This is a genomic window from Humidesulfovibrio sp. (genome assembly GCF_035560995.1).
In the GTDB taxonomy this organism is placed as follows: domain Bacteria; phylum Desulfobacterota; class Desulfovibrionia; order Desulfovibrionales; family Desulfovibrionaceae; genus Humidesulfovibrio.
On the sequence record NZ_DATMYK010000118.1, the window covers coordinates 1 to 12,456 of the forward strand.

Consider the following 12,456-nt stretch of genomic DNA (forward strand, 5'->3'; position numbering starts at 1 on the left):
GCGTGAACCGGCGCAAAAACTCCACCCGGCCGGAACGCCAGGCCCACACCTGCGGGCTGACGTAATAATACACCGGGATGCCGAGCTTTTTGGCGATGCGCGCCACGCGGAAGTGGAAGTCCGGGCAATCGATGAGAATAAGCGCGCGCGGCCGGGCGGCTATGAGAGCCTTTTTCACATCGGCCAGAAGCTTGAGGATGCGCGGCAGGCCGGACAGGACTTCCGTCAGCCCCACCAGGGAGATGAGGCGCATGGGGAAACGCAGGTCGCAGCCCGCCTTGGCCAGGGCCGGGCCGCCCATGCCCAGCGCCGTCAGGCTCGGCTCCACCTCGCGCAGGGCGGAAAGCAGCGTGGCCGCGTGGATGTCGCCGGAGGCCTCGCCCGCGCTGATCCAGACCGGGCCGCGCGGGTTCATGCAGGTGCTGTTGGCGGGTGTGCTCATTCGCAACAAATACCGTGATTCCCGGCCCGGCGCAAGGCGCGCGCCAGGGGGCGCGCCAGGTGGCAGGGGGGGCGGCACGTTGCAATGCCCGGCCGGAGCATGTAGGAAATGCCTGCCCGGCCGCGCGCTTTCCGCGCAGGCACAGGGCGCCCACAACCCCCAATGCGGAGCGTTCCATGCAGAAAGTCGGCGTCATCGGTCTTGGCTCCATGGGCAAGATTCACCTGCGCAACTATTGCGAAATGCCGGGCGTCCAGGTCATGGGCGTCATGGACCTGGCCCAGGCCAACCTGGATGAGGCCAAGGAGCGCTTCGGCGTGCCGGGCTTCACCAGCCTGGACGAACTGCTGAAGCTCGAGCTGGACGCGGTGAGCATCAGCGTGCCCACCATGCTGCACTTTGAGGTGGGCATGAAGGTCATCGAGCGCGGCATCGCGCTCTTGCTGGAAAAGCCGCTGGCCGCCACGGCCGCACAAGGGCGCGAGCTGGTGGAAGCCGCCAAGGCCAAGGGCGTGCCGCTCATGGTCGGCCACATCGAGCGCTTCAACCCGGCCATCCAGAAGGTGAAGGAGCTGGTGGCCGAGGGCCTCGTGTCCATCGAGATCGAGCGCGTGGGCCCGTTCCCGGCGCGTATCCAGGACGTGGGCGTCATCCGCGACCTGGGCTCCCACGACATCGACCTCCTGCGCTACATTTCCGGGTCCGAGTTCGAGAGCGTGAACGCCGTCTACTCCACCACCCTGGCCCCGCACGAGGACAGCGCCTTCATCGGCGCGCGCATGAAAAACGGCGTGCTGGGGCACATCAAGACCAATTGGCTGACCCCGGCGCGCTCGCGCAAAATTCGCGCGGCCTGCAAAGACCGCTTCATCGAGGCGGACTTGATCGCCCAGCAGGTGCGCGAGTACGGCCCCTTTGACGCCGCGGCCAAGACCTATACGGTGAAGGAGCTGCCGGTGATGCAGCGCGAGCAGATGCGCGAGGAGCTGACGCAGTTCCTGGCGGCCGTGCGCGAGAAGCGGCCCACGCCCATCAGCGGCGAGGATGGCCTTGAGGTGCTCAGGATCATCGAGCTGGTGTTCGCCGGAGGCGGAAAGGCCTAGGCGGATTCTTTCGGAACTGAAGGATTCATGCGGCCTGCCGGGAAACCGGCGGGCCGTTTTTTTGTGCTTGAAGGGGGCGGATCAGTTCGCCGCGAACACGCGCACGTAGTTCTTGATGCGCGTGGCCCCGGCGATGTGGGCGCTTTCGAGAAGCTGCTCCTCCTCGGCCTTGGTGCGCACGCGGCCGAGGAGCACGGCGTTGCCCTCCACCACATGCACGCGCACTTCGCGGGTGCGGATGCCCGACAGACGCAGGATGTTGTCGCGCACTTCGCCGTCGCTGACGCGCCGCAGCGGCCCGGAACCGGCCCGGAACAGGCACAGGGTGATAAGGCTCACGCCCTTGACGGAGCCCATGGCTTTGCGGGCGCGCTCCAGTTCCTGGTCGTCGGCGTAGGTGCCCACCACGTAGGCGCGGTCCTGAGACACATAGGGGATGGCGTAGCGCAGGTTGCCGCCTTGGCGGTCCAGCACCGCGCGCAGCCGGGCCTCGGTCTGGGCGTCGGCGCTTGAATCAAGCTCCAGGCTCTTGCGGGAGTTGAGGCCCATGGCCATGTCGTACCCGGTCTTGCTCGTCTCGGCCACGTTCAGCACGTCCATGGCCGCAAAGAGCGGCATGGTCGCGCAGCCGCCCGCCGAAAAAGCGAGCAGGCACAAAAGCGTGGCCAGACGGAGGGGTCGCACGGGAAGCCTCCAAGGGTGATGCCGGTTTTGCGGCGCTGGCGAAAGGCCGTTGCCGCGTGCGGGGGTCGGCGCCCCCATGGCTTGCCTGTCTTGCTGGGCCCGTGCGGCCCAACACCTTATGGTTGGCGCACGCAGTCCCGGCCCGGAACTGGCGGCAGCGGCAGCAGACTGCCGTCCCTGCGGCACAAGGCCACATAGTACGGCTGTCCGGCCATCCACTGTTCGTAGATTTTAAGCACATGGGCCGGGCGGGTGGTCCAGGCGTCCCACTTCCGCTTCTTGATCACCAGCACCACGTCCTCTTCAGCCACGAACTTGTCCAGGGCCTCGTAGTTGGCTGATTCAAGAATCGGGCCGCCGAGATAATAGGAATAAATGCCCTGGTAGATATCGTGCGCCACCGGGGTGTATCCCTGTTCCTTGTATGTTTTAAGCAACATTGCCTGCGGCTTGGGACTCATGATGATATCGAGCGCCGGGGCCAGGGTGCGGCAGGCGGGCTGCACCCAGGCGGCGGTTAAAAGCGAAAGCGCCAATAAAACGTTACGGGAATCCTGCCGGCGCAGGAAAAAAAGGCCCAGGCCGCAGGCGGCGAAGCCCCCGGCGACCATGAGCGCGCCCGGCAGTGCGCCGCTGGGCGAGATGACCTCCAAGGGCACCGGCAGGAAGCGCTCGCCCTGGGTGGCCACGGCGGCGAAGGCGAAGAACATAAGCCCGGCTGCGACCCAAAGCCTGCTCCAGGGCAGGCGGCGGTCCTGCAGGGCCAGGGCCAGCAGCAGGGCCAGGGGCGGCAGCTGCGGCAGCAGGTATACCACCACCTTGCCGCTCAAAAGCGAAAGCAGGCCAAGCCCGCTGAGGGCGGAGAACCACAGCCAGGCTTTGGCGTCGCTTGCGGGGGAGGTCTCTTTGCGCGCGGCGAAAAGGCCGCTCCAGAAGCCGCCGCTGAAGAGCCTGCGCACGGGCAGGGCCACGGGCGCCAGCATCCAGGGCAGCCAGCAGGGCGGAAAGGCGATGAGGTAGAAGTACCAGGGCTCGGCGTGGTGGAAGGTCTTGGTGGCCCGCTGGAAGATCTGCTCGTAGAAAATTTTATGCAGAAACTGCGGCCCTTGGACGAAGTAGGCCGCCACCACCCAGGAGAAGACCACGGCGAGGAGCACGGCCAGACCGGGCAGAAGCGCGCGGCTGAAGAACTCCCGCGCGCGGCCCCGCCAGGTCAGGAAAAGCATGGTGGTGACGATGGGGAAGGCCAGGCCCAGGGGCCCCTTGGTGAGGGTGGCCAGGGCGGCGAGCCCCATGGCCAGGGCGGCCAGTCTGGCCCGCCTGTGTTCCTCCCCGGGGCGGAAGGCCAGGCAGAAGGCCGCCTGGGCGGCGATGATCAGCGCCGCGAACAAAAGGTCCATGCGCGAGTAGTGCAGCAGCCCGGCAAAGAAGAGCGTGGTCAGCAGCACCAGTCCGGCCAGCGGGCCCGTTTCGTCCGGCAGGCGCAGCACGCGCGCCCACAGCAGCACGGCGTAGAGCACAAGCAGGCCGCTGACCGCCGTGCCCAGGAAGAACACCGCCGGGTCGGGCGTGCCGGTAAGCACGTCCAGGGCGCGCAAAAGCCAGAAGTACACGGGCGGCTTGTCCGGGTAGGCCACGCCGTTCAGGTTCAGCACCAGCCATTTCCCGCGCAGGAGCCCGGCGTAGGCGTCGGCGTAGCGCACCTCGTCGGAGAACCACAGGGCGCGGGAGGAGAGCGTGCCCGCCGTCTGCACGGCGGTGAGCATTGCCAGGGCCGCAAAGGGCCAGCGACGGATGAGATCCCACAGGCGCTGCATCAGCGGCCTCCAAAGAGTGCGAAACGTTGTGCGAGGAAGGTGGCCAGCCTTGGGGTTAACCATGGAGCAAGGCGGCTGGCGAACAGACCGCCCAGGCCGCCCAGGACCAGGCCGCCCAGAAGATCGCTGGGGTGGTGCGCGCCGACGAACAGGCGGCTTGCGCCCATGGCGGCCAGCAGCAGGCCCATCAGCACGGGCACCAGGAGCGCACGGGCGAATAGCGCCAGCGTGCCCGTCTGGACGCTCATCTCCGTGGTGTGGCCGGAGGGCATGGAGTTGTGCGCGCCGTCCAGCGACCAGGGGATGCACTCCCCGCCCACGCCGGGGCGCGGCCTGCCGATGCCGATTTTGAGCACGCGCTCGATGGCGAGGGAGAACAGCAGCTGCGCCGCGAGGTAGGCCAGCGCCCAGGCCACGAGATCGGCCCGGCCGCGCTTGAGGCCCAGGCCCAGCATGGCCGCGAACACCAGGTACATGGCCGGGTTGCCCCAGTCGGTGTAGAGCTTTACGAGCTTCAGCGCATCCGGGTGTGCCAGCCGCCACTGGGCGAAATGCGCGGCCACGGCGGCTTCATCGCCGATGAACAGGAAACAGGCGGCCACCACGAGGAGCAGCGGCAGGCACAGGGCGGTCCAGACCACAACAGGGGCGGCGGATATGGATTGAGGGGCGGTGCGCGGCATGCGGCCTTATAGGTCGATTCGCGGGAGGGCGCAACACGGGCCCTGGCGATTGAAACAAACGCGCCCGCCGGGATCGTTCCGGGCGGGCGCGGCGTTTTCCGTGTGTGGCCGGGCTAGGCGGCGGTCTTGTCCTGGTCGCCCACGCAGCGGTCCACCTCGCGCACCTTGGCCAGAATGCTCTTGCCGATGCGCTTGAACTCCGAGAAGTCCGCCGGGTGGTACGAGTGCCGCGTCTTGGCAAGGCCCGCCAGGTCGATGGTCTCGTTGAACAGGTAGGGCAGGTACAGGGGATCCTGGCGCACGAAGAAGAGCGCCTGCTCCAGCAGGGTGTGGATCTCCTTCTGGCTCTGGCCGCACTGGCGGAAGAGCTTCTGCATGCGCCGCTCCAGCCCGCGGATGGAGCTGGTCCAGATGTGGCTCCGCGGCTCGAAGCGGTAGCCCTTGGACTGGCCGCGGGCCTGACCCAGGATGTTCAGGAAGCGCTCGCGGCTGGCCGGGGCCGAGGACAAAAGGCCGGTGCTGCGGGCTTCCTCCAGGTCCACCGGGGGCGCGCCTTCGATGACCACGCCGCCGCCGTACAGGTTGCTGATGCGGTAGGGGACCTTCTTCAGGTCGTTCTCCAGGTCGCGCTTGCTGGTCAGGTACTGGATGCTCGAAATGATGTCCTCGCCCCAGAGGTTCTTGAGGCGCTGGTGCATGCCCGGATCAAAGGGAATCTGCAGGGAGGCCGCGTGGTGGCCTTCGGCGTGGGTGGTTTCGCCCTTCCAGGCGAAGTCCTGCCCGACCAGCAGGATGCTGCCCGCGCCCATCCAGCGCAGCAGGCGCACCAGGGTCAGGCTCACGTTGCCGCCCGCGTCCAGTACGAACTCGCGGTCCTGCAGCACGAAGGTGGCCATTCCGCCCATGGTCCACAGGGGCAGGGTGGGGCCGGGGTAGCGGCGCACCACCTCGGGGTCGACCTTGGTGGAGTAGATGAGCGGAATGTCCTTGGCCCACTCGGCGTCCAGGCGGTCGTAGACCGAGAGCATGGAGCCGTCATAGTCCAGCGCCAGGCAGAAATGCGGCTTCAGGTCGTAACGCTTCAGCGCCGGCAGGGTCTGGAGGGCCGTGGTGTACAGGGCGTAGCCGGGGTTCTTGGCCAGTTCCGGGGCGAAGCGGGCCAGCGAGGGCCCGGCTCCCAGCACCACAGCGCCCACGCCATGGGCGGCGTCCTTCAGGGGCAGCAGGCTGCCGTCGGCCTGGGCCCGGCGGTAGTTCTTCAGCTCGTTGCCCACCATGACGTCCTGGCGGCAGCGCAGGGTGATCATCTCCACGCTGAAGTTCTCCAGGCGGTTCTTCACCGTGTCCATCCAGCGGGAGTATTCAGGTCCCAGCTGGCGGCTGGGGATGTCCGCGCGGAGGTAAATTTTGCCGTACACGTACTGCAGGTCCAGGTTCTTGATGTATTCCTGGAGGTGGTCCTCGTTGGGCGTGATGAAGTGCAGCTTCTTGTTCTCGAAGAAAGGCCGGTAGTCCGTCTGGCCCAGGCAGGCCAGCATCAGCGCGGGGTTGGGCTCAAGCACAAGGATCTTGTGCGAGTCCGGGGTGTTGACCAGGAGGTGGTTCAGGCCGTAGCCCAGGTTGCAGCCGATGACGATGCTGGCGGAGAGGTCCGGCTTTTCGATGACCGGCCAGTCCTTGTACAAAAGGCCCGGGGGCATGCTTTCGAAAAGGCCCGTTCCAGAGGCCATGCGGTAGTCAATGGCGCCCCATCTGTTGACAAAGACGCTGGTTTTCAGGGACTGTTCATCGAAAGGGCTGCCCGAAAGCCAAGCGTACACGGCCGGGCTGGCCTTCTCGAGCGCGGTGATGTTGTCTTTCAGGAACGGATACATGGTCATATTGCCGACCTCGCTGGTTTGATGGACGGCTTTGCAAAACATGGGCCAGCGGTCCCCCGCATTCCGGGGCCCCCGCGGGACAGAGGCATACGATGGAGCGCACGGATATTTTGAGGCTTGTCGGCAACACTCCCCTGGTGGAGATACGCCGCCTGAACCCCCACCCGAACGTCAAAATCATGGCGAAGGTGGAGAGCATGAACCCCGGCGGGTCCATCAAGGACCGCGTGGCCGTGGCCATGATCACCGCTGCCGAGAAGAGCGGCGAGCTGACGCCGGAAAAGACCATCATCGAGGCCACCAGCGGCAACACGGGCATTGGCCTGGCCATGGTGGCGGCGGTGAAGGGCTACAAGATGTGCCTCATCATGCCCGACTCCGCCAGCGAGGAGCGCAAGCGCATCATGCGCGGCTACGGGGCGGAGATCCGCCTCACCCCGGGCAAGCTCGGCACCGACGGTGCCATCGAGCTGGCCTACCGCCTGGCCAGAACCGAGCCGGACACTTACGTGCTCATGGACCAGTTCAACAACCCCGCCAGCATCGCCGCCCATTACGAGGGCACCGGCCCGGAGATTCTGGCCCAGACCGGCGGCGCGGTGACCCATGTGGTGGCCACCCTCGGCACCTCGGGCACGGCCATGGGCCTGGCCAAGCGCATGCACGAGCACGGGGGCGTGCAGGTCTGCGCCATCGAACCCTTTGCCGGGCACAAGATCCAGGGCCTCAAGAACATGCACGAGTCCTATCCGCCGGGCATTTACAACAAGAAGGCCCTGGACCAGATCCTCCACGTGGAGGACGAGGAGGCCTTCGAGGGCTGCCGCCAACTGGCGCGCCAGGAAGGGCTCTTTGTGGGCATGAGCTCCGGCGCGGCCCTGGCCGGGGCGCTCAAGCTCGCGGCAAGCATCGAGGCCGAGGGCAAGAGCGGCTACATCGTGGTGATCTTTCCGGACGGCGGCGAACGCTACCTGTCCACGCCGCTGTTTGCGCCCAAGACTCTGGACGGCCTGCGGCTGATGAACCTGGCCACGGGCGGCAAGGTCCACCTGGACGCCACGGGACAGCTGAACATCTACGGCATCGGCCCCAGCCTGGACGAGCCCGACGACCCGGACGCCTGGCGCAGGCTGGTGCTGGCCGATGTGCTGGCCCGGCACCTGAAGGCGCGGGGCGCGCAGGTGAAGCTGGCCGTGGGCCTGGCCGATCTGGACGACCGCACCCTGGCCGCCGCGCGCGAGGCCGGACTTTCCCGCGCGGACTACGCCGCGGGCGTGCTGGCGCGCATCAAGGCTCGGGCCGAGGCCCTGGGCCTGCTGCCGGAAACGGTCTTCGAGCCCGCTTCGGCCTCCGTGCCCAAGGCGCTGGAGATCTGCACCGCGCTGCTGGCCAAGGGGCAGGCCTATGAGAAACTCCGCAGCGTGTACTTCGACGTGCGCCGCGACAAGCGCTACGGGGCCATGAAGCTCATGGACATGGACGGCCTTTCCGTGGGCAAGACCGTGGATTTGGGCGACTACGTGAAGGACAACCCGCTGGACTTCACGCTGCTCAAGCGCGCAACTTTGCAGGATTTGAAGCTGGGCGACATCATCGAGACCCAGTGGGGCAACGTGCGGCCCAGCTGGTTCGTGCAGATCGCCGTGGCGGGCCTTTCCGCCCTGGGCCGCGTGGACGTGCTGGTGGCCGGAGAAGACCACCAGTTTCCGCACCTGGAGAACCTGCGCGCCATCTGGAGCGCCGCCGGGGTGGAGCCCAAGGCCTGGCTGGCCGACCGCAAGATCTCGCGCTCCGACGTCACCGGCGGGACCGGCGCAGTGGAGGCCGAGGCCGGTGGCGAGGCCCTGGACCTGAACTCCCTGCTGGAGCGCGCGGGCGGGCCTGCCGCGCTGCGCCTGTGGCTCTTGTCCGTGTCCTACCGCAAGTCCCTGGCCGCCACCGGGCAAAGCCTGTCCATGTGGGCGCGCAACTGGCACAAGGTGCAGGAGGCCGCCTGCGGCCTGCGCCTGGCTTTGGGGGAGACCCTGGGCGAAGGGGACCACAAGCCGGGCGACCTGCCCGAGGACGTGGAGCAGGCCGTGTTCGAACTCAAGGCCGGGCTCACCGCCGCGCTGGAGGACGACCTTTCCCTGCACCGCTACTGGCCCAAGCTGTTCACCTTCGTGAAGCGCGTCAACGCCTGGCTGACCGGCGGCAAGATGACCGGGGCCTCGGCCTCGGCCTGCCTGAAGCAGCTGGAGGCGGCGGACGGGGTGCTGGGCATCCTGGACCTGAGCCAGATGCCCATTGCCTGCGCCTGCCTGCCGGGAGATGTTCAGGAACTGGTTGCCAAGCGCGAGGCCGCGCGCAAGGCCAAGGATTTCGCCGCCTCCGACGGCCTGCGCGGTGAACTGGCCGCCCTGGGCTACCGGGTGGAGGACACGGCGCAAGGTCCGCGCGTGTACGCCCGCACCTGCGGCCACGCCTGCGGACGCGACTGCGGCGCGCGCGCCGCCGGGAAGGTGTCCTAGATGGACCGCGCCAGCCTTGTTTGGGCCCTGGCCGGGTGCGCCTGGCTCGGTTTTGCGGGCATCGCCATCATCTGCGGGGCCCTGCGGGTGAAGCTGCTGGAACCGCTCATGGGCGAGGCCAAGGCACACGTCGTGGGCACGCTCCTCGTGTGCGTGCTGCTCATGGCGGCCATCCAGCTCTTCGTGGCCGCCTCTGGCCTCACGGAAACCTGGCCGCTCATGCGCATCGGGGCCTTCTGGACCATGCTGACCATCTGCTTCGAGTTCTTCCTCGGGCTCATGGTGCTCAAAAAGCCCCTGGAGGAGCTGCTGGCCGACTACAACATCTTCAAGGGCCGCGTGTGGGTGCTGGTGCTCGTCACCACCTTCTGGGGCCCGGTGTGGGCCGGGATGCTGCGGGCGGGCTAGGGCTGCGGCGTTGTTGCGCTGCGGGCGCACGGCCGAACGCACAGGCCCCCTGGCCGGAAAACATGGTTTCCAGCCAAGGGGCCTGTGCCGTTTTTAGAGCGGGAGCATCGGACGCCGCGTTTCTGGGCCTCTCTCCGCTCTCTATCTCCGCGTAAGGCCGTACTTTTTGAGCTTGTACTGCAAGGTGCGGCGGCTGATGCCAAGGGCGTCGGCCGTTTTCTCGCGGTGCCCGCCGGAGGCGTCCAGCGCCTGGCGCAGGGCCTCGCGCTCCGCGTCCTCCATGGCTCCGGGCAGCCCGGCGGAGATGTCCACCCCGACCGCCTGCCCGGCCTCGCCCGGTGCGCAGTTGCCGCCCGTCACCAGCCCGGCGATCTGCGGCGGCAGAAGCTCCGGCCCCAGGTTGTCCGAGCGCGCCAGGATGAGCGCGCGCTCCAGCACGTTCTCCAGCTCGCGCACATTGCCCGGCCAGTTGTGGCGCGAAAGGGCCTCCACAAAGGCCGGGGCGATGGAGCGGATCTCCTTGTGATTCTTGGCGCCCAGCTTGCGCAGCAGGTGCCCGGCCAGGATGGGCAGGTCGCCGGTGCGCTCGCGCAGGGGGGGGATCTGCACCTCCAGCACGGCCAGGCGGTAGTACAGATCCTCGCGGAAGCGGCCGCTGGCCACGTCGGCTCGCAGGTCGCGGTTGGTGGCCGCCAGGATGCGCACGTCGGTCTCCACGGCCTTCACCGAGCCCAACGGCTCCACGATCTTCTCCTGCAGGGCGCGCAAAAGCTTGGCCTGGAGCGTTGCGGGCATGTCGCCGATCTCGTCCAGGAACAGGGTGCCGCCGCTGGCCAGCTGGAAGCGGCCGGGCTTGTCCTTCACCGCGCCGGTGAAGGCTCCCTTCACGTAGCCGAAGAGTTCGCTTTCAAGCAGATCGGCGGGCAGGGCCGCGCAGTTCACCTTGATGAGGGGCTTGCGGGCGCGCGGGCTGGCCCGGTGCAGGCCGTCGGCCACCAGCTCCTTGCCGGTGCCGGATTCGCCCAGGATGAGCACCGTGGCCTCGCTGGGCCCCGCCTGCTCGATGAGTTCGCGCACGCGCACCATGCCCGGGCTTGCGCCCACCAGGGCGTCCGTGGCGCCGCCCTGCAGCTCGGAGCGCAGGCGGGCGTTCTCCTCCAGCAGGCGGCGGTACTCGTAGCTTTTCTCCAGCACGGCGGTCAGCTCGTCGTTGTCCGCCGGTTTGGTGAGGTAGTCGAAGGCCCCGAGCTTCATGGCCTCCACCGCCGCGCCAACGCTGCCGAAGGCCGTGAGGAGCACCACGGGCAGCGCGGGCATGCGCACGTGCAGCTCGCGCATGAGGGTGATGCCGTCCATGCCGGGCATCTTCATGTCCACCAGGGCCACGTGGGGCTGCGGGGCGTCGGGCTTGGCCAGCAGGGCCAGGGCCGCCTCGCCCGAGGGGGCGTCGGCCACGCGCCAGCCTGCGTCCTCCAGCACGGCGCGCACCAGCATGCGGTGGCCGGGCTCGTCGTCCACTATCAGCGCGGTGCGCTGGTCATTTGCCTGTGTTGCCGTCAGTGCCGTCATCTGCGTCGACATCAAGACCTCCGCCGTGTTCGCGGCTTTCGGGATCAGGGAAGAACAGGCGCAGGGTGGTGCCCTGGCCCGGCTTGGATTCGATGAGCGCGCGGCCCCTGTGTCCGCGCATTATGCCCTGCACGATGGCCAGACCCAGGCCCGTGCCTTGGCGCTTGTCGGTGAAGAAGGGCTCGAAGGCCTTGGCGCGCACGTCCTCGGCCATGCCTGCGCCGTTGTCGGCCACGCTGATCCACACGCCGGGCGCGCCGTCCTCCTCCGGGTTGCCCCGGAGGGAGGCGATGGTGAGCCGCCCGCCGGTTTCGGGCAGGGCGTCCAGAGCGTTGACCAGCAGGTTCAGCAGGCACTGCTTCAGGGCGTCCTCGTCGGCGTAGACCGTATCGGTCTGCAGTTCGAGAAGCGGCGTAACGGCCTTGTTCTCCAGGTCGAAGCGCAGCAGGCCGCGCAGGCTTTCGGCCATGCGCTTCAGGTCCACCTCGGCCGGGGCCAGGTCGCGCGGGCGGGCCAGAAACAGCAGGTCCGTCACCACGCGGTTCAGGCGGTCGGCCTCCTGCACCATGGTGGCGGCGTACGAGGCCAGGGGCTCCTGCCCTTTCAGCTTGGTGGCGAAGAGCTGGGCGAAACCGCGCAGGGAGGACAAGGGGTTCCTGATCTCGTGCGCCACGCCGGCGGCCAGGGAGCCGATGGCGGCCAGGCGCTTGGCCTCGGCCAGGTCTTCCTCCAGGGTCTTGATGCGCGTGCGGTCGCGCAGGAGCACCATGCGTTCGCCGCCCGCGCCCTCGGAGGACGCGTCGGCCTGGAGGGTGAGGGAGAGGATCTCCACCACCTTGCCCGCGTGCTCGAACTGCCGCCACTGGTAGGGCTTTGCGGCGTCCGTCCCCGCGGCCAGCCCGGCGAAGGGGAACTCGGACCAGTTGCGGCCCGTGAGGCTCTCGGCATCGCGCTGGGCCGGGGTCGCGCCCTCGGCCAGCAGCAACCGCGCGGCGGAGCCGTTGGCCGAGAGGATGGAGCCGTCGGCGGAGAGGGTCACCAGACCGTCGGGCATGTTGTCCAACAGCTTGGACTGGAAGCGTTCCAGCCGGGCGGCCTTGAGGGCCTGGTCGCGTCTGCGCAGGTAGGCGAAGGCCAGCACCCACAAGAGGCTTGCCGCGCCGAACACGTAGCCCGCCTGGAGCATGGCCGCGCGGCGGTAGGCCTGGAACTGGTCCAGGTGGCGGCGGGGGTTCAGCCCGGCCATGATGAACATGGAGGGAAATTCGGGCGAGCGGCCGATGCCCTGGCGGCCCGGCGGGGGCGGCATGTCGTCCAGCATCTCGGCAGGCATACCGGCGGGCAAGCCCGGAGTCATTCC

The 12,456-nt window shown here is 68.0% G+C and carries 9 protein-coding genes and 1 pseudogene; 3 read left to right on the forward strand and 7 right to left on the reverse strand.

The window, feature by feature from the left end:
• A pseudogene (locus VN419_RS04680) lies at nt 1–442 on the reverse strand (lipid-A-disaccharide synthase); the annotation flags it as partial.
• 176 nt (nt 443–618) lie between these two features.
• Between VN419_RS04680 and VN419_RS04685 the strand changes: the two are divergent.
• Nucleotides 619–1,545: a Gfo/Idh/MocA family oxidoreductase gene (locus VN419_RS04685; RefSeq protein WP_325644956.1), complete on the forward strand. Its 927-nt coding sequence runs from the start codon at nt 619–621 to the stop codon at nt 1,543–1,545.
• A gap of 81 nt (nt 1,546–1,626) precedes the next feature.
• On the opposite strand, the gene VN419_RS04690 is transcribed toward VN419_RS04685, so the two are convergent.
• The 4 genes from VN419_RS04690 to VN419_RS04705 all read right to left on the reverse strand — a co-directional run bounded on the left by VN419_RS04690 (nt 1,627) and on the right by VN419_RS04705 (nt 6,609).
• Entirely contained in the window at nt 1,627–2,229 is a 603-nt protein-coding gene (locus VN419_RS04690; RefSeq protein ID WP_325644958.1) for a BON domain-containing protein, read from the reverse strand.
• 116 nt (nt 2,230–2,345) lie between these two features.
• Nucleotides 2,346–4,046 carry a glycosyl transferase gene (locus tag VN419_RS04695; RefSeq protein WP_325644960.1) on the reverse strand — a complete coding sequence of 567 codons (1,701 nt, stop codon included), beginning with the start codon at nt 4,044–4,046 and terminating at the stop codon, nt 2,346–2,348.
• Nucleotides 4,046–4,729 carry a phosphatase PAP2 family protein gene (locus VN419_RS04700; protein WP_325644962.1) on the reverse strand — a complete coding sequence of 228 codons (684 nt, stop codon included), beginning with the start codon at nt 4,727–4,729 and terminating at the stop codon, nt 4,046–4,048. Before VN419_RS04700 ends, VN419_RS04695 begins: the two co-directional genes overlap by 1 nt.
• Before the next feature lie 113 nt (nt 4,730–4,842).
• Entirely contained in the window at nt 4,843–6,609 is a 1,767-nt protein-coding gene (locus VN419_RS04705) for a motility associated factor glycosyltransferase family protein (RefSeq protein WP_325644964.1), read from the reverse strand.
• A 92-nt stretch (nt 6,610–6,701) separates the two neighbouring features.
• Between VN419_RS04705 and VN419_RS04710 the strand changes: the two genes are divergently transcribed.
• Nucleotides 6,702–9,119 carry a cysteine synthase gene (locus VN419_RS04710; protein ID WP_325644966.1) on the forward strand — a complete coding sequence of 806 codons (2,418 nt, stop codon included), beginning with the start codon at nt 6,702–6,704 and terminating at the stop codon, nt 9,117–9,119.
• Nucleotides 9,120–9,527 carry a hypothetical protein gene (locus tag VN419_RS04715; protein ID WP_325644968.1) on the forward strand — a complete coding sequence of 136 codons (408 nt, stop codon included), beginning with the start codon at nt 9,120–9,122 and terminating at the stop codon, nt 9,525–9,527. It abuts the gene before it with no gap.
• A gap of 141 nt (nt 9,528–9,668) precedes the next feature.
• Here VN419_RS04715 and VN419_RS04720 read toward each other — a convergent pair whose 3' ends face one another.
• Both VN419_RS04720 and VN419_RS04725 read right to left on the reverse strand, forming a co-directional pair.
• Nucleotides 9,669–11,108, reverse strand: a complete 1,440-nt coding sequence (locus tag VN419_RS04720; protein ID WP_325644970.1) for a sigma-54 dependent transcriptional regulator — start codon at nt 11,106–11,108, stop codon at nt 9,669–9,671.
• On the reverse strand, nt 11,065–12,456 hold a 1,392-nt coding region (locus tag VN419_RS04725), incomplete at its 5' end, for a two-component system sensor histidine kinase NtrB (protein ID WP_325644972.1). The genes VN419_RS04725 and VN419_RS04720, both read right to left, overlap by 44 nt.